Raw genomic sequence first — 26360 nt, 5'->3', positions numbered from 1 at the left:
TCGAACGCCTACCAAGAACCGTACATTGGGTTGGGTAAGATGAACAGTGATGTCCCTGTCTCAGTTGACAGTGTAGTAACGTCCGCAGACTCTTGGGTAACACCAGCAAAGTCTTCAATGTTGTCCCCTATTTGCATGATGATCGCATGTTGTTTCTGCCACCCACGGTTAGCATCCTCGATGCTGCAAACTGCCTCACCATTGGTAAGTTGCTGTCTACGTAAGTCTTTGTCGTTCACAATATCGGTTTGCCCAACTGCGTCCTTATCTCGCTGAACTCTTCCCATTACACAGGTATTTTGAGGCGTTAACGGTAGCGACTGCGCCAATAGGTTTTCCCATGTGTAGCGGTCTAGACGTTTGTCTCTATTGGTGATGAGTGCGACTTTGCCATCTCGTGCAATGACTTCTTTTAAAAACTCAGCCACACCAGGCACAAGCGTGGCTTCTTTGCGCTTTACCCACGCTTCCCAACTTGACGGCGAATAACCCAAACCTTGTGACTCTCGTTCACGCTGATACTGACTGTTGTCGAGTACCGTTTCATCTACATCCATAACCACTACGTCTGTGGCATTAAATTGGACTGGGAGTGTGTCAATAGCTTGTGCGTATACAAATCGACTTAACAATGGGTACTCTTTACTTTCTGTTTGATAAACCACAGCGGTGGAAAGAGAAGGGCTTTCTTTAGGGCCCTGCAGTGAAGTCGAAGTTGTGCTTGTACATGCTGCCATTGTCGCTGCAACGCCAGCTGCCACCACAGCGCGCACTAAATTTGAATGTGAAGATGTTAACGTCAATGTAGTTTCCTTAACTGAATTGATGAGTTGTCACTGCTATATGACTGCTGTATTAAGCGCACTAGCGTGAATTAATCGCACCGCTTATCTCCGCAACAGCATCATGCGCGTGTAGACTTTCTTGATGCTCTACTTTTACATGAAAATAGGTGGCGTGAAAATACGTAGACAGCGCATCATGTAGTCGTCTTACCGCATCTTCTACAAACATTAAGTTTTGCGCATTTCGTCTAGCGAATTCCTGTTCATCTTCCCGTTTTACCGCTGTTTGTAGCGGTGTCGCTAACGTATTTTCAGCTAGGTCAATAATGTCAACAAAGTCTGGTACCCTGCTCTCTATCAAGTTTAGCGTAATATGTGCAAAAGAGCGCTGCGCATGCGCTGTGGCAATGCTCGCCTGTTTAGACGCAAGCCATTCGCTGATCATGCTTGTTTCAAGTGGTTTATTTTCAAACTGCGCCTGGAATGCTTCTGCCAGCGCTTGCCTCGATAGCGATGCCGAGCAAGGACAAGTACTTGAATAGGGAATACTAATGCGTAGCTGTGTTCGAATTTTTCCCTCGTCGTTCTTTAATGTAAGTGCTGCATCATAATGCTGATAGCCCGCAGTTTTACTGATAAGAGCTGGTCTTGATACGGTAAGTGTAAATTGCAAAGAGAGTGTCGCAGAAATACTTAGTCCTGCCTGAGAAGATACCAATGTATCCATTAACTCACTCAGTTGTATGTTGCCAAGTATCTTATTACTAAGGTGTTCTTGCAGTAAATTGTACAATCGCGACATATGAATACCCTTAGCATGAAGGTCGTCAAGACTCACCGTTACATTCGCCTTTGCTGTACTGGCAATAACGGTGCCTTTGCTATCGAGAATGGTCAATGGAAGCGCAATACCTTGCATACCGACTTCGTCAATACGAGGTCTAATGGTGTTTGAAGACTCGCGAGCGATATCGGGCAAGGAAGGTGAAAAAGCGTGATTCGACAAGACAATGTCCTTACTACAAAGAATAGATTAAAAATACAGTCATAGGGCTAGACTGAGGTAAATGAGGCCTCTTGTGGGGTGATTCTCTTGCTTAGACGAAGGTTGGCAATATGTGCAGCGACAACAAACAACGAACCTATCACAGTAACCACAGTTTCGCCGTTTTCACCGAGAACCTCATGGCCCAGCCCTAGCATTTCAAGTACTAAGGGAGCGCTCAATACCAATAACCCTGTTAAGCCAAAACAGACTACCCATAACGTACGATGATGCGTAAAGCCTATAAGCAAGGCCACAAAGCCGACGGGGACAACAAAATATAGCAAGAGATGATGAAAGGTTTCATCGGTCAGCATTGCTACGCCCGCTAGAGAAGGAATAGCGATGAGAAGTAAAGGTGTTAGCAGGCAGTGCACAACGCATAGGGAAGACAAGATCATCGCGAACTTATCTGAAAATGCTTGTGTCTTTGTCATTGCATTTCTTTGTGTAATTGAAGTCATAAATAGTCCTGTAGGCAAGGGGTTATTTAATCTCAAATGACGGTTCAGAGGCCTTGATGATAAAAGCCTGTTGATTGATTTGTGTTATCCAGGTTGCTCTTAGCATGGATACACTTGGCCACAATTCAAAACCAGTTATTTCAACCTTGGAAATAGGTGACTCACACGTAAGCAAGTAAGCAACACGGAAATCTGAGTGCGTTGCGTGCTTATCTTCCTCTCCATGTTCTTCGTGTTCATCATGCTCATCTGCGTCATGATGATTCTTTTCAAGTTCTAAGGCTTCTTGCCATGGCGATTCCATTGTGGTGTCAACAACAGAACAACTTGCATCGATGCTGAAAACATCTTTGAAATGTGAAAGCGTGCTTTCGGCCTTTTCAAATTGGCGTCGTTCAGCGTTCGTCTCCGGTTTATGTTCAAACCCCAGCACATCCGCGGCAGGAAGTTGTAAAACTAACTGCCAATCGCTGCTCAGCTTGCAATACCTGAAGCGTACCCTCTCCATGCGTATGAGGAGCAGCGGCAACGGAAACGGCTGCGAATAACGAGAGACCGCTTACTACTTTGAGTAGCCCATTTTTTAGGGGGTGTGGAATGACAATCATTATTATCCCTTGATAAATTGATACACTATAACATATCATTGGCGCAATATTGTTACATTATCACATTTTAAAATTAAAAATCAGGGGTTAAAAAGAATGAAACTCACTCGGGTGGCATTAGGACTCTCGCTGTTGATGCCTACGTCAATCTTGGCTCAAACGCTTTCAGGCTCTGTGACGAATGCGTCAGGTCAGCCTATTTCAGGCGCGGTTGTTGAAATTGAGTCGTTAAAACGTACGGCTAAGACAAATGAAAAAGGTCAGTTTGTTTTTTCGGACATTAAAGAAGGAAACTACGACCTCCATATTTTCTCTCCCGGCTTTGCGCATCTTCATAAGGACGCTACTGTTGCGGCTAATCAATCAGAAAGCGGAGTCTACGTTTTAGCGAGAAGTGCTATCGAAGTTATCGATATTTATGTCACACCGATGCACTTGTCTGTTATGGAATCTGCGACGCCAGTTAGCGTGCTTTCAGGCGACAACCTTAGGCGCCAACAAGCTGCAACATTGGGCGATACGTTAGAGAAATTACCAGGCGTACAAACCAATTTTCATGGTAATGTTGCCAGTACTCCGATTATTCGTGGGTTAAGTGGTCCTCGCGTGCTAATTACGCAAAATGGCTTAGATGTGAGTGATGTATCTCGCGTTGGTCCCGACCATGCTGTTGCAGGCGAAGCATCGACAGCACAACAAATAGAAGTGCTTAGAGGCCCTGCAACACTATTTTTTGGTAGTGGTGCTATAGGTGGTGTAGTTAATGTTGTTGATAAACGTGTACCTACATCTAATGATACCCGTGGTGAGTTTCTACTTGAGACCCAGACTGTTAATGACCAGAGTCTAGCTACATTCAACGTTACAACTGGTATGGACAATGTGGCATTTTATGCAGATGGTTTCTATCGTGATTCTGATGATTATGAAACGCCATCTGCGCCAGATATCGACGATCCAGATGGCCCGAATGTGGTGGAAAACAGTGCAGAGGAATCGCATGGGTTCACTTTAGGGACAAGTTATCTATTTGACCAAGGGTACGTTGGCGTAGCTGTTGAGCAGTTCAATCGTGAGTATGGAATTCCAGGCCATAGTCATGGTGGCGTAGAATCTGTCTTTGCCGACTTGGAGCAAACTCGTTATCAACTATTGGGTGAATACAACTTCCAAGATAGCTTGCTTCAAAGCATTCATTTTAGAGCGGGCTATACCGACTACGACCACGTAGAAATTGAGGGAAGTTTCGCAGGTACTCAGTTTAGCAACGAAACTGAAGAAGTGCGTGTTGAATTTCTGCATAGACCATTAGCGGGCTGGCGTGGTGGTTTAAGCGTGCACTATAAAGGCAGCGATGTTTTTGCCGAGGGTGAAGAAGCCTTTACACCGCCTTCAGAAATGGAAATGTTTGCTCTGGCACTAATGGAAGAACGCCATTTTGGCAACTGGCTCGTTCAGCTGGGTGGGCGTGTTGAACGCGTTACGCTGGATGCCGCGAGTGTGCTATTACCTGATATAGATGCACACGAGCATGACGATGAACATGATCACGACCACGGCGACGAGCATGACCACGATGATGATCACGATCACGGCGACGAACATGACCATGACGATGAACACGATCATGGTTCTAGCGAATTTATTCGTCAGTTCGATGTGGCACAAGAGTTTACACCTGTCTCTCTCTCAGCGGGGGCGGTTTATACGATTAACGACGAATACAATGTTGGTATTTCATTGTCTCGCTCACAGCGTGCTCCTTCTGCTTCTGAATTACTCTCTTTTGGTCCTCACATCGGAACGCGAACTTATGAAGTTGGTGCACTATTCGATTTAACCAGTGACGATGAATTTATTCTTGCGCAAACGCCAATTGACCTAGAAACGGCTAATAACGTTGATTTAACGTTTAGAAAAACACAGGGCGACGTTGGATTTGTGTTCAATATTTTCTACAACCAAGTAGACAACTACTACTATCAAGAAGGTACAGGGCTTTTTGCTGAAAGCGGCCATGACCATGACCATGGCGACGAACACGCCCACGAGGAAGAGCACGCTCACGATGATGAACACGCTCATGAAGATGAACATGGAGATGAGCATGATCACAGCGATGAACTGCCTGTGTATCTGTTCCGCTCAGCTGACGCCATTCTTCATGGTTTCGAATTGCAAGTTGCGTGGCAAGCAACGGATGCACTTAAAGTGGACATGTTCGCCGACTATGTAAAAGCGCGCTTAAAAGATGGCGGAGATCTACCGCGTACATCACCAATGCGTGTAGGTACACACCTTCAATATTCATTGGACCGTTTGCGTGCTGACCTAGACATCACGCATTTTGCCAAGCAAGACAATATTTCTTCTTTTGAGACGGCAACAGATGGTTACACGCTAGTTGATGCCTCTATCACCTACAATATTCCTCTTGGTGACATCGATTTATCCGTATACCTGAGCGGTGAAAATTTGACTGATGAAGAAGCCCGAGTTCATACCTCTTTCTTGAAAAATATTGCACCGCGCCCGGGAAGAAACTTTGCGCTAGGTGTACGCGGGTTTTTCTAAAAAAGATTAAAAAACAGAATTCTAAAAGGACATAACACATGAAAAACAGTTTGATGCTTACGGCTATCGCAAGCGCACTTATTTTGGCAGGTTGCGGCGATGCAGAAACCAATATTGTAGAACTTCCTCCCATTGAAGTACCTGATGATCATGATCACGACGACCATGACCATGATGATGGCGACCACGACCATGATGATTTTGAAATTGAAAGCGAAGGTCGTTTAGTGGTTGCTGATGCAGCTTCTAACACGCTGACTGTCGTTGATTTAGACGATAACAGTGTACTTGATACGTTCACCTCAACTTTTGAGGGCAGTAGCTTAAGTGCGTCAGCAGGGTATCGTTTTGCTGTGATTAACTCACGCAGCAATGGACTTACTGAATTCCTAGACGGTGGACTGTGGCGAGAAGATCACGTAGACCATCTACATGACTACGAAGAAGCGCCTGAGATGTCTGACTTTACGCTTGAAGGCAGCAAGCCAACTCACGTTGTTGCACATGATGGACAGCTAGCCGTATTTTATGACGGTGACGCCGAAACCAGCATGCCAGCAGGTGTGAAAGTGGTTACAGATATGCAAATTGCTAGTGAAACTGACGACGTTCCTTCGCTTGATTTCACAGTGAATATGCATGGCGTTGCTGAGCCGCGTGGTGACATGTTGATAAGTTCGGTACGTCGCGATGACGCTGTAAGCACATCGTCTAACCCAATTTTGCCAGACAGTGTTGCCGTTTTTCACTACCACGATGGTGAATATGAGGAAGAACAACGCTTTGATGGGGAATGTGCTGACTTGCATGGCGCGGCACAAAACGAACTTGCTGTCGCGTTTGGGTGCAGCAATGGCGTACTTGTTTTAAACGAGAACGATGAAGTATTTACCAGCACGTTTGTCGAAAATATTGATAGTCTAAACGGTCTTCGTATTGGAAACCTATACGGACACGAGCACGCTGACGCGTTTATTGGTGTTGCATCACAACACGGCGGCGGCAGTGCCATTCTTGCCAATGTTTCGCGGTCACCAGCTCGATGGAAGTGATTGATTGGATGCCGGAAGCTGACGCACATGCGGTGTCGTATGGTTTTACTCACGAAGGTGAGTATTTCGCTATCCTTGATGATAAAGGCTATGTGACGTTGCTTGAAGCACACGAAGAAGAGGGTGATACCCACTGGGAGTTTGCTCACAAAATTGATGTGGCAAGTGCAAATGCTGAAAGCCTAACCGACGACCAATCATTCAGCATGACAGCATCTCAAGTAGAGGATATGTTGTTTGTGGTTGACCCGGTTGCGCAGGCCATTTGGGCTGTTGACCTTGAAGATGAATCGGCAACGCCACTGCTATCATTAGACTTCGTTCCAAGTGGTGCAGTGTGGTTAGGTATTGCTGAGGCACACGATCACGACTAACCTAATAAAAGAGCAGGCATAGCCTGCTCTTTTAACATTGCGCTAGTGGTTGCATCCTATGGCGCTTGCATCTTATGGTAAAGGTATAAACTCGCGGTCGTCCCCTGGTATCGTTGGAAACTGTCCATTTGCCCAGCGCTGCTCAGCCTCTGCAATCTTTTCTTTTGAATAGGCCAAGAAATTCCATTTTAAAATGGGTTGTTTTGCTAACTTTTGGCCGCCTAACAAAAAGTAGCGACTGTTCTCTATCGTTACAATCTCACTTTCATCATCAAGCAGTACAAATGAACCCGCTTCAAATGTGCTTTCGCCTATTTTGACGCGCCCCGAAATGACATAACAGGCTGTTTGTGAGTCGCCACAAGGGCGCTCAATAGCAGCACCTGCCTCGGTGATAACGTCCAAATAGAACATAGACGAATAGGTTTTTACTGGCGAGGTATAGCCATAAGCCTCACCAGCTATCAAACGCATAAGCACCTTTTCTCTGTGAATATAGGGTAGCTGCGCTTTATTAATGTGAATAAAGCTGGGCTCCATATCCGCCTTTTCTTCGGGGAGTGCTATCCAGCACTGAAGCCCGTTTAATACGTGGTCGCTTCCACGGGTTTCAATGGTTTCACGTTCAGAGTGCACAATGCCTTTGCCCGCCGTCATCCAGTTTACATCGCCCGGCTGAATTTCTTGAATAGTACCCAAGCTGTCACGGTGCAGCATACTGCCTTCCATCAGATAACTAATGGTAGCAAGTCCAATGTGTGGGTGAGGCCTAACGTTGATGCCAGAACCAGCGGGAAAGTGCGCTGGACCCATGTGATCAACAAATACAAATGGGCCTATACTTCTTGCCTCAACGTGCGGGATTATTCGGCTTACCGAAAAGCCACCCAAATCTTTCTTGTGAGATGAAAGTTGTTTTGCCATATTATTTCTCGCTTAACGTTGTGTGTCGAAGTTAACTGGAGACCAGCTTGGTTCGGCTCTCAAAGGAGCAATGTAATGTTCAGGGTAGTCTTGCCTATCAGCAAATACAATTTTGCCGCCTACTACCGTTAACTGCGATTGCGTATTTAATAGTGCGTCTTCATCTACACGTAAAATGTCGTGATTAAGAATAGCAAAGTCAGCATAAAAGCCTGGCTTGAGTTGCCCTTTAAGCGCTTCTTCTCCTGAAAGTGCGGCACTACCCGATGTAAAAAGTTGAAGCGCGGTTTGCCTTTCTAAAGGTGTACTGCCTAATGCAAAACCCCCTATGGTTTTTCCGGTAACCGCCCAATAGTAGGTCGCCCAAGGGTTAAAGCTAGATACCCTTGTACCGTCAGTGCCAAGCCCTACGATAATTCCGGCGTCTATTATCGCTTGAACGGGAGGCGTACGAGCGGCTTGAGCTTTGCCATAGCGCGAAACAAAATCTTCACCAGCAAAGGCCATGCGACCTTGAACCGCTATAGCGCCCCCCAGCTTTTTAATCCGCGCTAAGTTTGCGTCAGACACGGTTTCGGCATGATCAATAATCCAGCGCACGCCATCAACGCGCTGCGTGTTATGAATATGTTCAAGTACATTCAAAATACGAGTAATCGACTCATCGTAAGTCGCGTGCAAACGAAACGGCCAGCCCTCTAGCAGGTGCAGGCGAATGACTTCTTCAAGGGCATGTTCTGCATCATCAGGAAGTTCGGGTCTTGGTGCACGAAAGTTTTCGTAATCTGATGCTCTATAAGTCAAAAGTTCCCCGCCTCCCTCTATCACATAGCCATTTTCGAGGTGTGAATGATGGTTTTCATCAGCTTCAAACGCATGCATCCACTGCATAAAGTTAAGCATTTCTTTAGCTGGAACCTGCGGAAACAGATAGTTAGATACCCGAAGAGGCAATTCACCTTGTTTCGCTAATGTCTCGCTGGCAATGTAATCATCCGGAAAGGTGTGGCCACCCCCTCCCGCATCAATCACACTGGTTACGCCAAGGCTTAACAGCTTACGATAAAACTGGCGGCTTGAATTAAGCTGCTGGCCAGTTGTCATTTGAGGTAGTGCGGCAATGGTCTTGTAAAGAATCATCGGGTTGGGCTGAGCAAGTAAAACATAGGTAGGGTTACCTGCTGCATCACGCTCTATCACACTGCCTTCAGGCGCTTTGGTATCTTTGTTAATGTTAAGTACTTCCAATGCCTTTTGATTTAGTACGCCACCGGAATATAGGTGTAGCACGAATATGGGCGTATCTGGTGCAATCGCCGTTAGCTCCTGTGGTGTTGGCAAACGTTTTTCTTCAAATTGGTACGGGCTAAAACCGCCGACTACGCGAACCCACTGGCCTTTAGGCGTGCGTTCAGCCTGCGCTTTTAGCATCGCTAGTCCTGCCTTAAGTGATGTGACGCCTTCCCAGCGGGTTTCTAGATTGTAAAAACGCCCACCTCGTGTTACGTGAAGGTGAGAGTCGTTTATTCCTGCTATGAGGCGCTTTCCTTTAGCATCAATAACAGTAGTGTTGTTATCTGCCTGCGATAATAGTGCGTCTGCACGGTTTGAGAACTCGCTAAATACGCCATTCTCAACGCTAAGTGCACGGTATTGTTCTCCGTCTGCTGCGGTAATATTCGCATTAATTACGACGAGTTCGGGCGCTGCCATTATGCCTGTACTTATCAATGCCAAGGCAACGCTGGCGATACTTGCTATACCCGCAAAACGATTAGTAAAAGTATTCATATTAAAGGGTCCTTAAGTATCGGGGCTGTTGCTAGGGCGTAGCAGTTTTGCCACTTTGGGATGAAAAGTAGGTGGCCAATGCGTCGATGTCGTCATCACTTAACCCAGATACATTTGGGCGCATAATGCTGGCCATTCCACCTTTACGCGTGCCGTCTCTATAGGCCTTTAAGGCATAAACTAAATATTTTTTGTTTTGACCTGCTAAATTCGGGTTGCTTTCTATTGGTGAAATACCCGTTTCACCATGACAGCCCATACAGTATTGAGCAAGCGCGTAGCCTTTATCGTAAGCAGTGGCGGTTGAGTTGGCGTAAGCGTTTGAAAATAAAAATGGTGAAAGTACAAACAGCGTGGCTAAAGATAAAGTCGATAAGGTTTTCATGGCGAGCCCCTTGGATGAGTTAATTGTACGTATCAGGTGAGCGAAAGCCGCCCACCTGTTTGATAAGGCCTACTGACCTTCTTTCGCGTTGAACATTTCTGCTGCGTAGATAAGACCTAAGCCGTATCCGCCAGCATGCTCTTTGGCGATGTTTGTTACGTCAACGTAGGTATCAGTGCGAGCCCAGTCACGCTGTAGTTCAAGTAAATACTGCAACCATGTGATAGGTTGTGCGCCTGCTTGAATCATGCGTTGAACCGCCATGTCATGGGCTTCTTTTGATACACCACCTGATGCATCTGTAACAAAGTACACGTCGTAACCTTCTTCAATTGCCGATAGTACTGGGCCTACGCCACATACTTCGGTCCAAAGTGCTGCAATAACAATTTTATTTTTCTTAAATTGTTTTACTTTGTCTGTAACACGTTTGTCTTCCCATGTATTCATCGTGGTACGATCAATAGGACGTTGCTCTGGGAATACGGCTTTTAGCTCTGGAAACAATGGGCCGCTAAATGACTTTTCAGCTACCGTCGTCAAAATCGTAGGTACGTTGAACGCCTTTGCTGATTTTGCCAGACCAGTCACATTGTTACGTACGTCTTCAATTGAATGAGAGCGAGTTGCAAAAGCCATTTGTGGCTGATGATCAATCAAAATAACAGTGTGGTTGTCGGGCGTAAGTAAGCTCTTAGCTGGCTCCCCCGCTTGAACAGAAGGAGCAATAAGGGTTAAGCCAGTCACAAGTGTTGCCACAGATTTTTTAAAATTGAACATTGTATTTTCCTCTTGGTAAAAAGTGTTGGGTACTTCGTAAACCTCGAGATAAATATTATGTTCGTTTTAATTAATTTAAAATGCGTAAAAAATACACATTACATTCTATAAAATAGAATTATAGAGTTAGGCGAAATCAAGCAAATCAGTACCAAAAAAGTTATCTATAATGCAGCGCCACTCGCCGCTGCACTGTTTTTGCATGACATATAGCGCTTTTTTTCCCTCACAAGGTAATGCATTGGGTGTGGCTTTTGGTACCAAATATAGCTTGGCAATAACCAGTGCCACGTCACCTGCTTCAATAACAATTTCATCGCCTGTAGTTACTAAATGCTCTGGCATAAACTTCTGCTGAAATTGTTGTAGTGCGACTACACAGTTGTGTTGACTTGTTGAGTTTGTTGCCGCACCGCTCATAGGAGTGGTGACTACTTTAGCACTGCTTGAGTAGCAGTTAGATAATGCATCATAGTCACCTTGATTGACGGCGTGATGGAGCGTTTGCAATACCTGACTTATCGATGTATTCATGGCTGTCGTCTCTTTGTTATCCGCCAAAACGAGCCATTAAAAAACCCGCCTTGTTGGCGGGTTTTGTGGAATTTTTAGTTACGCACTAGCTTTCCCGCCATTGGTGAATAATAGCGAGAATAATAATGTTCAGCGTTGATATGGCGTTTAACAAATTGAAGCGCATCACGTTAGCTAGTGAATAATACAATACTTTGAGTATTCAACGTTGACACCACGAAGTCAAGGCATTCAGCGCTACTTTATTCGTTTCAGGCCTCGAGAACAAAAAGCCTTTCTAGCGTTCGCTGTTTAACACACAAAGTGATGTCTTTGTCGGTAAAGCCACGGTTATAAAAGACTTGGTGCGCAATGCTTTTTGCAATCTTGGTACTTTGCTTGTCAATAAGCGTGTTTAGCGCATTATTTAAGTTGCTGTCTAACTTGGTGGATGGGGTCATAATAAGTCACCGCAAAAGTGTACAATTTTTAAACGCACTTAAGCCGCGATATGATCACTTATAAAGACAAAAAAAGGACGCTCGATGGCGTCCTTTAATATTGATTGTTTATTACTTGATTAGCCGTTGAACGACTTGTTGTATTGCTTTGCAAATTTAGCTAAAGCCATGCCGTTACATACCACTTGCTTAGGGTTTACTTTTGCAAGAAAACGACGCTTAGTTTTGTTAAATTCTTCGTTAGACGTTGCAGCCGCAATGCAAAGTTTGCTTTCGCTAGATGCATTTGTATTTTCGAAAATTGCATTAATATTTGTATTGCTAGATTCTTGCTTTTTGTATGTGCGAGCGAATTCTGCAATAGGCGTGTCGTTACAAAGTACTTCGTCTTTACTTAGTGTACGGATGTTGTTGTCGCGAAGTACGTCTTCTAGCGAGCTGTTAGATTCTACAGCCGCTACGCAAGCCTTTGTAAATTGAGAGTTATCGCTTAGTTCGAACTCTAGAGCGTTAGCAGTAGAAGCGATAAAAGCAAGAGTAAGTAGTGGCGCAACAAATTTAAGCATGACAATTCCTAAAACAAGTAGTGTTAAACAAATAATAATCAAAAGTTGTGCGCATTTTAATCATAAATTGGGATTGCACAATTGAGTAAAATTGTAATTTAGCATTAGTTTTTATAATGTAAATCGCATTTGCCTGTAACAATTGTTTAAAGGGTGTTAAATGAATTATCTGGTTACGTTAATAACCGCCGAAGGGGCACTTACCCCTTTATCAAGCTGCTTGCTTATTCTCACTTCTTTTTTTACTTCGCTGATGACTGCGACGCTAGGCATTGGTGGCGGCGTGTTGCTACTTGCCGTTATGGCCGGGACCATGCCTGTCAGCGCACTTATTCCGGTGCACGGACTAGTACAGCTTGGTTCTAACGGAAACAGAGCGTTAATGACTTTAAAGTTTATTGACTGGCAAATGCTGAAGTTTTTCTCTATTGGCGCATTGATAGGTGCTGTGATGGCGTCATTTATTGTTGTGCAATTGCCTCTGGTGTTTATTCAGTTTGCGATTGCTGGCTTTATTTTGTTTTTGGTGTGGGGTAGCAAGCCTAAGGCACAAGAAATGTCTGCTGCAGGTAGAGCGTTAGCTAGCCTTATAACAACACTTGTTTCTATGTTTGTCGGTGCGACAGGCCCTCTTGTGGCGGCATTTGTGCATAGAAATAACTATAGCAAAATGCAGATCACGGGCACTTTCGCCAGCTGCATGACATTTCAACACGGGTTAAAGGCCTTTGTGTTCACGTTTGTGGGTTTTTCGTTTGTGCAGTGGGGCGGCATTATTATCGCCATGATTGCCAGCGGCGCGATGGGTACGTTTATTGGGCTTAAAGTACTCAAGCGCGTGCCCGCTGACAAATTTATATTGGCGTTTAAAGTTGTGGTTACGTTATTGGCCTGCCGTCTTATTTTTCAAGCAATAACGAGCTTGCTGTAACAGACAGGCCACAAAGACGGTTAAAATTGATAACGCATCGATAGCTGCCATTCTCGACCCGCACCCGGCACTCTCTCGCCCTGAGGGAGTTCGCTTCCCATAATTCGGTTTATGCCTGCAGTATGCGGTGCATAAAACTTATCAAAGGCATTGTTGATTCGTGTAGTTACAACGAGCTCTGGCAGAATTTGCCATGACGCATTAATGTGAATAAGACCAAAACCCGCCGTAATTTGTTCGTTTTGCAGCGCAGATACATGGCTTTGGCGACCTGAGAGCTCTGATATTAGCTGCATAGATAATGGCGCGTTGCCAAGCGACGTTTGCCAAGACACTGTGGTAATGAGCTGTTCAGGTGCAATGCGAAATAGCGCGTCGTCAATATCGTCTCGGTTACCATGCTGAACGCTTGCAATGGCATTCACGCTCACGCTTTCGGTAAGCTGCCCGTGCAGTTCAACATCTATCCCTTTAATAACGGCATCCGTGTTAGTCCATTGAAAAGGTGCCATGCCTGTCATCATGGTCGATACCATATTGGCCGCCATATTCGTACTTGGCATACCAGTAATATAGTTTTCAACATCTTGATAGAAAAAGCGCGGTGAGAATGTCCATTTATTCGTGTGCACATCGATGCCCAATTCAATTTGGCGCGCGGTTTCATTGTCCAAATCAAGATTGCCAATGTAATTAAAGCCATCTGCCATACCACCAGTAATGCCCAATGGTAGCCAGGTATAACGCTCAAAATAGGTTGGGGCACGATTTTTCTGAGACGCACCGATAACGATGTGTGTATTGCGACTCACGCGGTATTGAAACGTCGCCGCAATATCTAGCATGTTGTACGTTTCATCTCGTGATGACTGGTTAAAGTTATCGACTAATGTAGCGATAGCACTGTTCATCATCACCATGTTTGAATTGACAGGATCAGCGTCCATATCTATCTGCGTAAATCGTGTACCAAGGGTGGTAAGGTAACGTGCAGTATCTTTATTCCATTGAGCAAAAATACTTGCGGTATCACGCTCGGTATTGATGAAATTGTTTACAAAGAACGCGGCATTATTAGGGTTGGTAATGATGGAGTTATTTCTATTGTGCAGTAGGTTTGTGCCAAGGGTTAATTCGCCATCTTGCCACGGCATAACATACGTGGCATCTATACCTTGGGCCACCGAATCTGTATCGTTTTGGCGCGCCATCGCTGGCATCATCAGCGGTCGTTGTGAAAAGTTATCCATAATGTGTTGATTGTCATTACCGAATACACTTAACGTAAAATAAGACGCATCTGACTGGTTGTAGCGATAGCCAAACCGATACCACGCAGCGTCAATAAAGGCGATATCCATTGCCAGCGCTGGAGTACCGCTCTCATTGGTGTTGAGGTTCTGATAGCTAATATCAACTTGGTGTTTACCCCACTCGTAACCTGCACGCAGCTTTACCCCGTTGCGTTGGTAGTGAGCATTGGGGATCAACATACCATCTCCGGACTCTCGCTCATCGCGCTGCTGATGGATAAATGCAGCGCTTACAAAGGCATTGTCGGTATTAAATAATCCACTGCCTTGATATTGCTGCCCACTCCCCGGCGACACTAAGCTTGCGCTGACGCTACCTTGAAATTCATTGCCATTGGGTAAATTGGCGTAATTAAACAGGTTGTGCGCGTCAGACTGGATATGAAGCTGACCCCCAATGGTTTCTATACCTGCGCTTACAGGGGCAATGCCGCGATACAAGGTGGCTGTCATGCCAGGCTCCGGTAATACATGGGACAGCGGCGAGTCCATCGCATTGGGCCCCGCGCCGTTGATACTTACGCCGTCTATTGTCACGCCCACGCGGGGGCCAAACATACCGCGATATTGAATTAACGCTGTTACCGATCCATTGCGGGCAATACTCAACCCTGGAAGCGTAACAAGTTGATCGCCAAAATCGGCCTGGTTGTTGGTTAACGGGGCAATAGTCTCGCTAGTACTCAAGGTAATAGGTGAACCAATAACGGTAATAACTTCTGTACTGTTTTTATTGTCGTGTTGTAGGGTTTGTGCAATCCCCACAGGCGAAGAAAGTGCGCTAGCAAGCGCCAGCGCGACAACTGATTTTTTCATAACAAATCCAATTAGTGTTGATAAGTATTTGTGTGTATTGGAGGTATGTTATGAGCGTGGTGGCGCACGGCTAAGCGGTGCAGCATAAGCAAAAGCGGTGTATGGCTGCTGAGCGATACGCGCAACCAGTGCTTGATAGCGAATGCCTTCAATGTTTGCCAGGTCTGACGTGTAGATATCGTCTGATTGAGGTAGGTCGGCTAAAGTGCCGTTGGTACAATCTACGCTTTGTGTTGGGGCTTTTAGTAGTTCAGGGCTATTTTTGAGTCGTTCAGGACTGATAAAAACAAACTTACCCTCAAGCTCAGTGGCGCTTATCGAAATGTAGCGCATGGTTTTGCCAGTACATATCAGCTCGATATCGTCATAGGTAAAAGCCTGTGCTTGCTGCATAGAAAACGCGGCAAGGCCCAATGCCAATGCATTTTGCATAAGCAGAGTAAGGCAAAGTAGGGTGGTGATGGTATATCGAGTTAGCATTGGTACCCGTAAAAAAATTAGCGCTTTTTCATAATAGCGTTAGCCTGAAGTAAAATGCCAGCGAAAAAATTAGGTAATGCGAAGCCTTTTACAAAGGCCCCCTCAACGACGGGGCTTTAACCTTTACACCAGCCTTATGTAATTTCCGATAGAGCGTACGAGCACTTACATCCAAGGCGCTTGCAAGCCCTGCGATATCGCCTTGGTATTGGTAATAGGCATCGCTGATATACTGTGACTCTTGCTCTTCAAGGGTCAGCAGTGGTGAATGAACGGGCATTTGTTGGTTTACGTCGCTATCTGACATGTCCTGTTTCTCAAACAGTAAATCTGGCAAATCTTTTTCGTAGATTACACTGTCGTCTGCCAGTAAACTCGCCTGCTCGATAACGTTTTTGAGTTCTCTGATATTTCCCGGGAATGAGTATGTTTTTAGCTTTGCGAGTGCTGCCTTGTCGAACCGCTTCGTGGACAAACGACTAGCATAGGGCGGGTGACGTTGTGAAAGTGCCGCCAGAATATGATTGGCAAGAAGTTCAATATCGCCTTGTCGTTCGCGCAATGCCGGTAGCGTAATAGGAAAGCCGGCGATGCGGTAGTAGAGGTCTTGTCTAAACGTACCTTGTTGCACCATGTCCTTAATATTCTTGTGGGTGGCGCATACCAAACGAAAGTTAGCTTGTTTTACGTTAACGCTACCGACTGGACGATAAGTTTTGGTTTCGAATAAACGCAATAGCTTTACTTGCATAGTTAGCGGTACATCACCTATCTCGTCGAAAAACAAGGTGCCGCCTTCTGCTGCCTCCACCAACCCCTTTTTGTTGGTTGTTGCGCCAGTAAATGCCCCTTTTTCATAGCCGAATAACTCGCTTTCAAATAGGCTGTCTGTTAAGCCTGTGCACTCAATAACCACAAAGGGTTTTTCAGCCCGAGCGCTTGTGTCGTGAAGTGCCCGGGATACGAGTTCCTTTCCTGTGCCAGTCTCACCGTGAAGCAACACGGCAATATCTGCACTGGCTGCACGGTTTATTTTGTTAAGCATAATTTTAAACGCATCTGACTCACCGACCATCTTTCCTGATGCCGGACGATTTGATGCAAATGATAGCTTGTCTAATACTTCAAGATAGCCCAGTAAGCTACCTGTGCTGTCATAGATAGGACGCATGAGAATATCGCAATAGCTTTGCCCCTCATTCGTAGCGTGAACATGCACCACGCTTGCGGGGCGTTTAGTATCTTGGCAGACCTTTATGGGGCATTGCTCGCCGCATTGATCACAAGGCTTTGTATTGCGATGGGAAACGCTGTAGCAGGTGCTATATCCGAGCTTTATATCCACAGGGTAAGTGTCGCGATAGGGTTTATTGACAGCTTCAATAATATAGCTCTGATTGATAAAAATGGCGGGTTTATCGATTGCGTCAATCATGGCTTGCACGATGGAAATATTCATCCTGCTTTCCTATATATAAGAAAATCTTTATTAAATTATCACAGTGGCATAGAAAGTGTTACACCGTGTTTTAGAAAGTAAAAAGAATACTGAAAATCGCAACTTAAGCGCGTGCGCAGAAACGCATATAGAAAAAAGTGTCGCGCATTTAAATGAGTAAGGAACCAATATGGCTTTTACATACAAGGCAAATCGAAAACACTTTAATAGGTTTATGCTTTTGGCTTCATTGACCCTGCCATCATGTTTGTTAGGTGAACATTTGCACGCCCAGCAAATTATGGATAAACCTAGTGATAGTACGTTAATAGAAAATACGCTGATAGAAGAGGCGAGAAAGAATACTAAATCGTTAGGAGGTGCACTTAAAAATCGCTTGCAGCAGGCAATTAAAAGTGGTGGATTGGAAGCGGGAGTTGATGAATGCCATATTGCCGCAGAGCCTATTGCACTTGATTTGAGTAACAACGGTTGGACGGTTAGACGCACGGCCTTGAAAGTCCGAAACCCCAATAACACACCCGACGACTGGGAGCGTGAGCAGCTTGAAGTGTTTGCCCAAGTACTCAACGAGCAGCTGCAACAGAATGAGAAAGTACCCGCTATGGCGCCACTGGAAGCGACGCAATACAATGAAATAACGGGCGAATTTCGCTACATGAGGGCTATACCAACACAGCAAGTTTGTATGGCCTGTCACGGTGAAACTGTTGCGCCATCGGTTAAAGCCCGCATAGATAAACACTACCCCCATGACCAAGCTACGGGTTTTACACTAGGTGAGTTGCGAGGCGCATTTACGCTTACCTATTCCCCTCAGTGATCCTATTACGCCCCCTATTTTTGCCATTTTTGTCTTTGCGGTGTCAAAAATGGCAAAGCTGTTGGGCCATTCTCTTGCGTTGGATCAAAGTGAACAACTTTTCGCCATGAAATAATTGTGCTCGCACAGTAAGAAATCTCTGCTGTTTGCTGGTATTCCTTGTGTTTTCTGCACACCCAATGCGCTTGGCATGAACAATGCTGAAAGCGTTTGGTATTAGCCAGGGTTTACCGTTGGTTTGAATATTATTGTTTACTGTCAGGCGCTTACGCCGCCTTTAAGATACAAGGGAGAGCACCCATGAGCGATACGTTAATAGAACTATCGCGGTGGCAATTTGCGTTAACCGCAATGTTCCACTTTATATTTGTCCCCCTCACGTTGGGGTTAAGTTTCTTGCTGGCCATTATGGAATCGGTTTATGTAATGACTGGTAAGGAAGTCTACAAGCAGATGACCCAATTTTGGGGAAAACTGTTTGGTATTAACTTTGCCATTGGTGTTGCTACGGGCTTAACCATGGAATTCCAGTTTGGTATGAACTGGTCATACTATTCTCATTACGTTGGTGATATTTTTGGTGCACCGCTTGCCATAGAAGGCCTCATGGCGTTCTTCCTAGAATCTACGTTTGTTGGTCTGTTTTTCTTCGGCTGGGACAAAATGTCGAAGGAAAAGCACTTAGCTACCACTTGGCTTGTGGCTATTGGTTCAAACTTTTCTGCGCTATGGATCTTAATTGCAAACGGGTGGATGCAATACCCAGTAGGCGCTGAGTTTAACTTTGAAGCCATGCGTATGGAAATGACAAGCTTTGCTGAGGTCATTTTTAACCCAGTTGCCCAAGTCAAATTTGTACATACGGTATCGGCAGGGTATGTCACTGGCGCTATCTTTGTGCTGGCAATTTCAAGTTACTACCTCTTAAACCATAAGCATATCGCCTTTGCGCGTCGTTCGTTTGCTATTGCGGCAAGCTTTGGGTTAGCGGCAACGTTATCAGTTATTGTGTTGGGTGATGAGAGCGGTTACGAATTAGGTGATGTGCAAAAAGTAAAATTGGCAGCGGTTGAGGCTGAATACGATACGCACCCCGCGCCAGCACCATTTACTGTTTTTGGCATTCCAAATGACGAAGAAGAAAAAACCGAATATGCACTTCAAATCCCGTGGGCAATGGGGATCATTGCAACCCGTTCATTAACAGAAGAAGTGAAGGGTATTAAGGCGCTTAAAGAAGAAAACAAAGCGCGCATACTTGAAGGCATCAAAGCATATGAAGTACTCGATGATGTGCGCAACGGTACAGCATCTGCAGCAGAGCGAGCCACATTTGAGGCCCACAAAGATAGCCTGGGCTACGCCATGTTGCTTGAGCCTTTCACTACTGATGTAGCAAATCCTACAGATGCGGCACTTAAGCAAGCTGTAGACTATAGCATTCCACCAGTAGCGCCGCTGTTTTGGAGCTTCCGTCTTATGGTGGCATCAGGTTTCATCATGCTGGCGTTATTCTTGTGTGCGTTTTATTACAGCACTAAGCACAGAATAACCAAGCCACGTTGGTTGCTAAAAGCATCACTATTTAGCTTACCTTTGCCTTGGGTAGCCAGCGAGGCTAGGTTGGTTTGTCGCAGAATATGGTCGCCAGCCTTGGTCTATCGCAGAAGTCCTGCCAGTGCATGCTTCGGTTTCTAACTTAGCCGTCAGTGACGTCGTGATTACTCTGGTAGCTTATTCAGCGTTCTACACCGTGATGTTCATTATTGGCTTCTACTTAATGAAAAAGTTTGCCAAAAAAGGTCCGGTTCCTCCCGCAGCCAACCCTACTGAAAGCGAACTTGACCTTATTGATAATGAGTATCTTGGTAAAGACGGACAAGGAGCAAACGCATGATTGATTATGAACTGCTACGCGTAATTTGGTGGTGTTTGGTAGGTGTATTACTTATCGGTTTTGCCGTTACAGATGGCTTTGATCTGGGCGTTGGTGCTTTACTGACATTAATTGGCAAAAACGACAAAGAACGCCGTGTGATGATTAATACGGTGGGGCCTCACTGGGATGGAAATCAAGTGTGGTTCATTACTGCTGGTGGCGCTATTTTTGCTGCGTGGCCGATGATTTACGCCACAGCATTCTCGGGCTTTTACTTGGCATTGGCGCTAACGTTAATTGCGCTTTGGATGCGCCCTATTGGTTTTGACTATCGTAGCAAATTGCCAAACCCTCAATGGCGTAAAGCTTGGGACTGGGCGCTTTTCGCTACAGCGGAATTATCCCGTCACTCATCTTTGGTGTTGCGTTTGGAAACCTGCTACTAGGTGTACCTTTTGAGTTAGACACTACGCTTAAATCAACCTACACGGGCTCGTTCTTTGGCCTGCTTACACCTTTTGCGCTGTTAACCGGGTTACTCTCGGTCGCTATTTTGCTCAACCATGGTGCGACCTGGCTGCAAATGAAAACCGATGGCTTTATTGAAGTTCGCGCTCGCGCCGTATCGGTGGTGCTAAGTTTAGTGGGTGTTGTACTGTTTGTTATTGGCGGTATTTGGGTGGCTTACGGTCTAGATGGTTTCGTTATTACCTCAACCGTTGACACGCTGGCAACCTCTAACCCGCTTAAAAAGGAAGTCGCGGTTGAAGCTGGTGCATGGATGAACAACTATTCTAAATATCCATTGATGATGATTGCGCCTGTACTTGGTGTTGTGAGTGGCTTGGCGTGCGCCTTCTTTTCTAATAAAGGCAATGCTGGAATGGCGTTTGTCTCAAGTGCGCTGTTTATTGCAGGCGTTATTTTAACTGCAGGTTTCTCGATGTTTCCATTCTTGATGCCAAGTATCACTATGCCTCAGGCAAGTTTAACGGTATGGGATGCCACATCAAGTCACCTTACGTTAAATGTTATGTTTATTGTGGCCTGTATCTTTGTACCAATCGTGCTGAGTTATACCGCATACAGCTTCTATGTCATGCGTGGCCGAATTAAAAATGAAGATTTAGATCAGTCTCACACTATTTATTGAGGAGAGAGTCATGTGGTATTTCGCTTGGATTTTAGGTGTGTTGCTAGCGTGCTCTTTTGGCATCATCAATGCAATGTGGTTGGAGTCCACAGAGAACATGGATAGACCAGAGGACGCGGACTAACCCGTGTGAGCGAGAGGGATTTACATCAGGTTGGTGATTTGAACCCTCTCGCTACTTCTCTTTTAATAGGTTCTGCACGTAGCTATACGATGTAAGACTGCGATGAAATATAATGGCAACCGTAGGCAGTGATATGGGTGATCAGTGAGCAAAGAAAAGCTTCCCAACAGGCAAGTGCTTAAATCATGGTGTAAAGCGCTAGACGCTGCGCATCAGCTTGGTTTGCGTTCGTCGCTTTTTACACTATTAATGATTAAGTGCTTGTCTCTTTTTTCTTTGCTTATTGGCTTTTATTTCTTCGCCAGTATTGCTCACTGTTGGGTCGTTGATAGTGCTGAGGCCCATCAGCGTGATTTGACTGGATTGGCACTGTCGCTTGTTTTAGCGTGGCTGTTTCAGGGGTTGTACAACGCCATCTTTATGCAAAGAAAGATGTCTCTTCTCATGAAACTAGAGCATCTTTTTTTGTCGGTAATGGCCACTGGGCAGCATGCGGTAGTCCGCCAACATTCAACATACTATTGGCAATCGTTGTGGCAAAACCAGCTTGAAGCATTTGCTGATTGGGCGATGGAATACAGAGTGCAGCAGAGTGTAGCAGTGGTTGTGCCGCTTATTGCTCTTAGCGGCATTTTTTTTGTGAACCCTGTAATAGGGTTAGGGTTGGTAGTGACGCTACCTGTGGTGCCCTTATTTATGGTTATTGTGGGCAAAGGCGCGGCTGCACTACACCAAAAACACTTTATTGCGCTAGAGCGTTTAGGCAGTTTGTTCACCGATCGGTTGAGTGCACTGTCCATGCTAACGAGTTTTCGCGCCCATGAGAGGCAAATTGCGTTGTTGTCACAAGCCAGCGACAACCTAAATAGTCGCACCATGAAAGTGGTGAGCGTCGCCTTCCTTTCCAACAGTGTGCTTGATTTTTTTGCTACGCTTTCTGTCGCTCTTGTCGCGGTGTTTATTGGTTTTACGCTGTTAGGAGAACTACAAATAGGGCCTCCTATTAGCTTGCAAGAGGGGCTATGGGTGCTTTTGGTTGTGCCACTTTTGCTTAGCGAGATGAAAAAGCTTGGACAAATTTACCACCAAAAGGCACAGGCGGAAGCGGCTTGCGCTGAACTAGAGCCCATATTCGCCGCGGCATCTAAAAAACAGACAGCAGCCAGCACATATACAGGTGATAAACATGCCGCTTTTACCGGTTTTAGTGTTCAAGAGTTTTATGTGTACGATTTCAAACACCAGCGAAATGATGAAAAACCATTACGTGGCGACGCCCTTGTTTATGCGCCGACACTGACCGTTGCTCCCGGAGCATGCATACTTTTGAGTGGGCGATCTGGCAGCGGAAAAACGGTACTTCTAGAGGCGCTAGCAGGGCAGCGCCTGACCAGTCACAGTGTTGACGCTAAGCCAGCTTGGCTCACTCAGCACCCTGTTATTTTACCCGGTACGGTTAGGGAGAACTTATGTCTTGATAATGAGTTTGAAGATAGCCGTTTGGAAAGCGTGTTACGTGCAGTTGAGCTCATCGATTGGCTTTACCGCTTACCTAATGGCTTAGACACTGCGATGACAGAACATCCGCCATTATCCGGAGGAGAAGCACAAAGGCTGGCACTCGCAAGACTGCTGCTCCGCGATCACGATATATGGCTGTTGGATGAGCCCACTGCACACTTACCCGATGAACAGCATCACCGCCTTGCCAAACTCATTTACCATTTAGGCCAGGGAAAAACACTTATATGGGCGTCGCATAAAGTCTTACCAGCTAATTGGTTCAACGGTTTCTGGACGGTTGAAAATCATACGTTATCAGAGTCCTTTACTTCGGTAGGGGATAAGTATGTCGCTAGCGAGGAAAGTGCTAATGATGAATAATGAGCCAAGTCATCAATTACAGCAGCATCCAACAAAATACTCCGCGCTCGCAGCGCTCTTCCTTGCCATCGTCCATGGAATTACTGGGTTAAGTATTTTAGTGATATCAAGTTGGTTTATCGCAATAAGTGCCGTAGCCCCTATTGGTTTTAATTATGTGATTCCTGCCGTTGTCATTCGCGCGCTGGCCTTACTTCGTATTGCCTCCGGTTATGCCAGCATGTGGGTAGGGCATTACGACTTACTATCACGCATAGCATCTACTAGGCTTGACGTTTTTAGGCAGTTGCACAATCAGCAGCTAGACGACAATGCTACCATGACAGAAGCGCTAGCTAGACACACCGAGGCTGTTGCAAGTAAGTGGATAGCTTGGGTAGCGCCTTTAACTAGTGTCACGTTAGTGTTTACCGCGCTTTGCGTTATTTCCACTGCGTTGGGATTGCCCGGTGCATTTTATCTTCTGATCGCTTTTACAGTTTGGTTAGTTATTGTGACCCTACAAGCGTTGGGTGCATTGCGAGTGGCTAATGCCAACACACAACACGCCGCGCGCTTCAGAAAAGACAGCGCCAGTTTTTTTCATTCAAGTGCAATATGGCATCTGTATTCTAACAAACAACAAGGTCGCTTTGTTCACGATAGCCCTTCTGCCAAGCGCACATGGCAAACAACCTTGTATCAAAAAAAGCAGGCGCTAAATGCGAGCTGGTGGTTTCAAGGCTTTGTCTATATTTCGATAAGCTTGCTGCTTGGTGGAGTGGGGCTGAGTGCAACTGCCAATGGCTCTGCGCTTCAGGCAATATTGGGTCAGGTATTGTTATTTGTGCCTGCTGGCATTGTAGTACCCATGGTTCTGCTGGCGGGTCCTGATTGGGTTTCCCCTTCATTTTCTGCCATTTCGAAGTATGCGCAATACCACCAAAGCAAGCACGAGCTGTCAAGTCTAAGCGCTACGCCAATCCAAACGCTGCCAGCACAGTCGTTAGAAAAGTCATTGTGTTTACAGTCTTTACGTGTAAAGCATCGTCATATCTCACCGATATCGTGCACATTGCCGAACAAGGGAGTGGTAGTATTAAAAGGCCCCTCCGGCTGCGGGAAGTCATCGATGTTACAAGGCATGGCAGGCTTGCTTCCCACACATGGAAAGCGAGTCGTAGATAGTAATGGGTTAGCTCAAGGTATTCCTCAAAATTGGCTCTACGTCGAACAAGACCCTGTAGTACTTGCCGCCAGTGTACAGATGAATTTGGATGTTGCGGGACAGGGCTTTGATAAATCTGCTATGCGCAAGTTACTTGATGATCTTGCGCTTGAATCACTATCGCTTAGCACATGGGTAGGCAAAGCAGGTCAGCCCTTATCGGGTGGTGAGCGTAAACGCTTAGCGCTAGCGAGGGCCGTTCTTGCAAAACCGGCGGTATTACTTCTCGACGAGCCGTTTGAGGGGCTAGATATTGAGACTCAACGGGCCGTGAGTCTTGTTATCACGCGGGCCGCACAAAATGCGTTAGTTGTGGTGGCATCACATGTCTTGCCCAGACATTTGAATGCAGAGCAAACTATTACCCTGCATACCGACCCGCAAGAAAAACTTGCTGTCCTTGCTAAGATTTAAAAGTATCTGCAATTTGCTCTAATGAGCGACCTTTGGTTTCGGGGAAGAGAGTAATTACACAAATAAGGCTAACAATGGCGAAACCACCATAAATAGCGAATGTGGTCGCTGCGCCTAATGTTGCTAACTCCCAAGGGAAAATTAGCTGTACAGAAAAGCTAGTTAAAGAGTTAATTACCCCTACCAGTGAGATAGCGAGCGCTCGCGCTTGGTTGGGGAAAATCTCGGCTAGCATGGCCCACATAACGGGGCCAAGTGACATAGCAAATGACGCAACAAATGCCATAATACCAAACAGTACAAGCGGCGCATTCATTGAAATAGCGGCATTTAATAGCGAGCTTTGATGCGCGCTATACTGCGTTTCAGTTAACGCTTCTTTGAGTGTGTTCTTAAATTTCACGTCGGAATAGAACACGGTATTTTTCATCTCATCAAGGGCGTCTGCTAGCGTGCTGTCTTGGGTACTGACAATGGCAATATCGTTAGCGTCTAGTTGATAGGTTGCCTGCTTGAAGCCATAAGCGCATATCGACATGCTAACTATGACACCAGTCAATCCAATAATGAGTAAGGGCTTTCTGCCCCATCTGTCGATGGTAAGCATTGCAATGACGGTAAAGGCAACATTGACCAAACCTATCCATACAGCCTGCATAAAAGCGGCATCAGTACCTACGCCGCTTTGCTCAAAAATGGTGGGGGCATAGAAAAAGATAACATTAATCCCCGTTATTTGTTGAGCAATGGCTAATATGACACCAACGAGAAGGGGATAGCGCATGTTTTTTGCGGTAACAAAGCCCAGACGCTCCTTTAGTGACCACGCTTTTTGCTCGAGAGAAGCAGTTATATCACTAAGCTGTGCGTTAGCTTGAGGTGGTGAAAAAAGGCTTTTAATTGTGTTTTCTGCCTCACTTTTTAACCCTTTCATTACCAGCCAGCGCGGGCTACGAGGGACAGTAAAAAGCAGACATAGCCATAGAATCGCAGGAATGGCCTCAAGCCCCAGCATGTAGCGCCAAGTCTGCGAATCAATACTGAGTGCCGATACCCAATCAAGTTCACTTGTACTTAATTGTAGAAAGTAATAATTGGTGAAATATGAAAGGGCAAAGCCAAACACGATATTGAGTTGGTTAACCGACACCATCTTGCCACGATTTTCAGGTGAACTGATTTCTGAAATATAAACGGGAGCAATAATTAGCGAGCAAAAGGCAATGCCCCCGATAAATCTTGCTATGACTAACGTAAGGTAATTAGGTGCCAGTGCCGAACATATTGATGACACCAAATAAAGTGCAGCGACAATGATGAGTGCTTTGCGACGGCCAATGGCATCACTCACTGCGCTTAAGCTACTGACATTGCAAGCAGTGCGCCCAGTGTAGGAGAACTGACTACAAAGCCTTGTTCCCATTCACTTAATGAAAATTGCGCATCAATAAACCCTATCGCGCCTGAAATTACACTGGCATCAAAGCCAAAAATAAAGCCCCCTAACGAGACAATGAGGGTGTAATACAACGACGGCGATAGCGCTTTATTCATT

The 26360-nt window shown here is 45.6% G+C and carries 22 protein-coding genes and 3 pseudogenes; 10 read left to right on the top strand and 15 right to left on the bottom strand.

The genetic code is table 11. From position 1 onward, the window contains the following. Positions 1 to 8 precede the first annotated feature (8 nt). The 4 genes from V6N89_RS20075 to V6N89_RS20060 form a co-directional block, all read right to left on the bottom strand. Positions 9 to 803, bottom strand: a complete 795-nt coding sequence (locus tag V6N89_RS20075; RefSeq protein WP_346993157.1) for an HAD family acid phosphatase — start codon at positions 801 to 803, stop codon at positions 9 to 11. A 61-nt stretch (positions 804 to 864) separates the two neighbouring features. Beyond that, on the bottom strand, positions 865 to 1791 hold the full coding sequence (gene folE2, locus V6N89_RS20070; protein WP_338519139.1) for a GTP cyclohydrolase FolE2: 927 nt from the start codon (positions 1789 to 1791) through the stop codon (positions 865 to 867). A gap of 47 nt (positions 1792 to 1838) precedes the next feature. Next, positions 1839 to 2267, bottom strand: a complete 429-nt coding sequence (locus tag V6N89_RS20065) for a MerC domain-containing protein (RefSeq protein ID WP_338519138.1) — start codon at positions 2265 to 2267, stop codon at positions 1839 to 1841. 49 nt (positions 2268 to 2316) lie between these two features. Continuing rightward, positions 2317 to 2823 (bottom strand): ZrgA family zinc uptake protein, encoded by a 507-nt coding sequence (locus V6N89_RS20060; protein WP_346993156.1) that lies wholly within the window; start codon positions 2821 to 2823, stop codon positions 2317 to 2319. 175 nt (positions 2824 to 2998) lie between these two features. Here V6N89_RS20060 and V6N89_RS20055 point away from each other — a divergent pair, with 175 nt between their 5' ends. From V6N89_RS20055 to V6N89_RS20045, 3 genes are read left to right on the top strand one after another with little or no spacing between them, the layout of a single operon-like run. Next, positions 2999 to 5476 (top strand): TonB-dependent receptor, encoded by a 2478-nt coding sequence (locus V6N89_RS20055; RefSeq protein ID WP_338519136.1) that lies wholly within the window; start codon positions 2999 to 3001, stop codon positions 5474 to 5476. A gap of 38 nt (positions 5477 to 5514) precedes the next feature. Further along, entirely contained in the window at positions 5515 to 6528 is a 1014-nt protein-coding gene (locus tag V6N89_RS20050; protein WP_346993155.1) for a 5-methyltetrahydrofolate--homocysteine methyltransferase, read from the top strand. Beyond that, positions 6519 to 6902, top strand: coding sequence for a hypothetical protein (locus V6N89_RS20045; protein WP_346993154.1), 384 nt, complete (start codon positions 6519 to 6521; stop codon positions 6900 to 6902). Before V6N89_RS20050 ends, V6N89_RS20045 begins: the two co-directional genes overlap by 10 nt. Before the next feature lie 72 nt (positions 6903 to 6974). Here V6N89_RS20045 and V6N89_RS20040 read toward each other — a convergent pair whose 3' ends face one another. The 7 genes from V6N89_RS20040 to V6N89_RS20010 all read right to left on the bottom strand — a co-directional run bounded on the left by V6N89_RS20040 (position 6975) and on the right by V6N89_RS20010 (position 12322). Then, positions 6975 to 7826 (bottom strand): pirin family protein, encoded by an 852-nt coding sequence (locus tag V6N89_RS20040; RefSeq protein ID WP_346993153.1) that lies wholly within the window; start codon positions 7824 to 7826, stop codon positions 6975 to 6977. Between the two features lie 12 nt (positions 7827 to 7838). Beyond that, positions 7839 to 9617: an amidohydrolase gene (locus V6N89_RS20035; protein ID WP_346993152.1), complete on the bottom strand. Its 1779-nt coding sequence runs from the start codon at positions 9615 to 9617 to the stop codon at positions 7839 to 7841. Between the two features lie 31 nt (positions 9618 to 9648). Then, positions 9649 to 10002 (bottom strand): c-type cytochrome, encoded by a 354-nt coding sequence (locus V6N89_RS20030; protein WP_338519131.1) that lies wholly within the window; start codon positions 10000 to 10002, stop codon positions 9649 to 9651. Positions 10003 to 10071: 69 nt separating this feature from the next. Then, the gene (locus V6N89_RS20025) at positions 10072 to 10782 is read right to left on the bottom strand and encodes a hydrolase (protein ID WP_338519130.1); all 711 of its coding nucleotides are present in this window, start codon (positions 10780 to 10782) and stop codon (positions 10072 to 10074) included. A gap of 126 nt (positions 10783 to 10908) precedes the next feature. Continuing rightward, the gene (locus V6N89_RS20020; protein WP_338519129.1) at positions 10909 to 11316 is read right to left on the bottom strand and encodes a YybH family protein; all 408 of its coding nucleotides are present in this window, start codon (positions 11314 to 11316) and stop codon (positions 10909 to 10911) included. 251 nt (positions 11317 to 11567) lie between these two features. Continuing rightward, positions 11568 to 11756, bottom strand: a complete 189-nt coding sequence (locus V6N89_RS20015; RefSeq protein WP_338519128.1) for a hypothetical protein — start codon at positions 11754 to 11756, stop codon at positions 11568 to 11570. A gap of 119 nt (positions 11757 to 11875) precedes the next feature. Further along, positions 11876 to 12322, bottom strand: a complete 447-nt coding sequence (locus V6N89_RS20010) for a hypothetical protein (RefSeq protein WP_338519127.1) — start codon at positions 12320 to 12322, stop codon at positions 11876 to 11878. Between the two features lie 160 nt (positions 12323 to 12482). Between V6N89_RS20010 and V6N89_RS20005 the strand changes: the two genes are divergently transcribed. Continuing rightward, a complete protein-coding gene (locus V6N89_RS20005; RefSeq protein WP_346993151.1) occupies positions 12483 to 13253 on the top strand; it encodes a sulfite exporter TauE/SafE family protein in 771 nt (256 codons plus the stop codon). Between the two features lie 20 nt (positions 13254 to 13273). Here the strand turns inward: V6N89_RS20005 and V6N89_RS20000 are convergent, their stop codons facing one another. The 3 genes from V6N89_RS20000 to V6N89_RS19990 all read right to left on the bottom strand — a co-directional run bounded on the left by V6N89_RS20000 (position 13274) and on the right by V6N89_RS19990 (position 17297). After that, positions 13274 to 15382 (bottom strand): TonB-dependent receptor, encoded by a 2109-nt coding sequence (locus V6N89_RS20000; RefSeq protein WP_346993150.1) that lies wholly within the window; start codon positions 15380 to 15382, stop codon positions 13274 to 13276. 48 nt (positions 15383 to 15430) lie between these two features. Beyond that, positions 15431 to 15862 (bottom strand): hypothetical protein, encoded by a 432-nt coding sequence (locus V6N89_RS19995; protein WP_338519124.1) that lies wholly within the window; start codon positions 15860 to 15862, stop codon positions 15431 to 15433. Between the two features lie 88 nt (positions 15863 to 15950). After that, positions 15951 to 17297 (bottom strand): sigma-54 interaction domain-containing protein, encoded by a 1347-nt coding sequence (locus V6N89_RS19990; protein WP_346993822.1) that lies wholly within the window; start codon positions 17295 to 17297, stop codon positions 15951 to 15953. Between the two features lie 193 nt (positions 17298 to 17490). Between V6N89_RS19990 and V6N89_RS19985 the strand changes: the two genes are divergently transcribed. From V6N89_RS19985 to V6N89_RS19960, 6 genes and pseudogenes are all read left to right on the top strand, one after another. Further along, entirely contained in the window at positions 17491 to 18144 is a 654-nt protein-coding gene (locus V6N89_RS19985) for a Tll0287-like domain-containing protein (RefSeq protein WP_338519123.1), read from the top strand. Positions 18145 to 18444: 300 nt separating this feature from the next. Beyond that, positions 18445 to 20041: pseudogene (locus V6N89_RS19980) on the top strand (cytochrome ubiquinol oxidase subunit I). Further along, positions 20038 to 21176 (top strand): annotated as a pseudogene (gene cydB / locus V6N89_RS19975) (cytochrome d ubiquinol oxidase subunit II). The pseudogenes V6N89_RS19980 and cydB overlap by 4 nt, the downstream one beginning before the upstream one ends. A gap of 10 nt (positions 21177 to 21186) precedes the next feature. Continuing rightward, positions 21187 to 21300, top strand: coding sequence for a cytochrome bd-I oxidase subunit CydX (gene cydX / locus V6N89_RS19970; RefSeq protein ID WP_032097673.1), 114 nt, complete (start codon positions 21187 to 21189; stop codon positions 21298 to 21300). 144 nt (positions 21301 to 21444) lie between these two features. After that, positions 21445 to 23184 carry an ATP-binding cassette domain-containing protein gene (locus V6N89_RS19965; protein ID WP_346993149.1) on the top strand — a complete coding sequence of 580 codons (1740 nt, stop codon included), beginning with the start codon at positions 21445 to 21447 and terminating at the stop codon, positions 23182 to 23184. Next, the gene (locus V6N89_RS19960; protein ID WP_338519120.1) at positions 23174 to 24805 is read left to right on the top strand and encodes an ATP-binding cassette domain-containing protein; all 1632 of its coding nucleotides are present in this window, start codon (positions 23174 to 23176) and stop codon (positions 24803 to 24805) included. Before V6N89_RS19965 ends, V6N89_RS19960 begins: the two co-directional genes overlap by 11 nt. Here V6N89_RS19960 and V6N89_RS19955 read toward each other — a convergent pair. Further along, positions 24795 to 26359 (bottom strand): annotated as a pseudogene (locus V6N89_RS19955) (sugar porter family MFS transporter). The gene V6N89_RS19960 and the pseudogene V6N89_RS19955 overlap by 11 nt on opposite strands. Between the last annotated feature and the right edge of the window lies 1 nt (position 26360).

The organism is Alteromonas gracilis, from assembly GCF_036870955.2.
Classification (GTDB): domain Bacteria; phylum Pseudomonadota; class Gammaproteobacteria; order Enterobacterales; family Alteromonadaceae; genus Alteromonas; species Alteromonas gracilis_A.
This window is presented reverse-complemented; position numbering and strand designations above follow the sequence as displayed.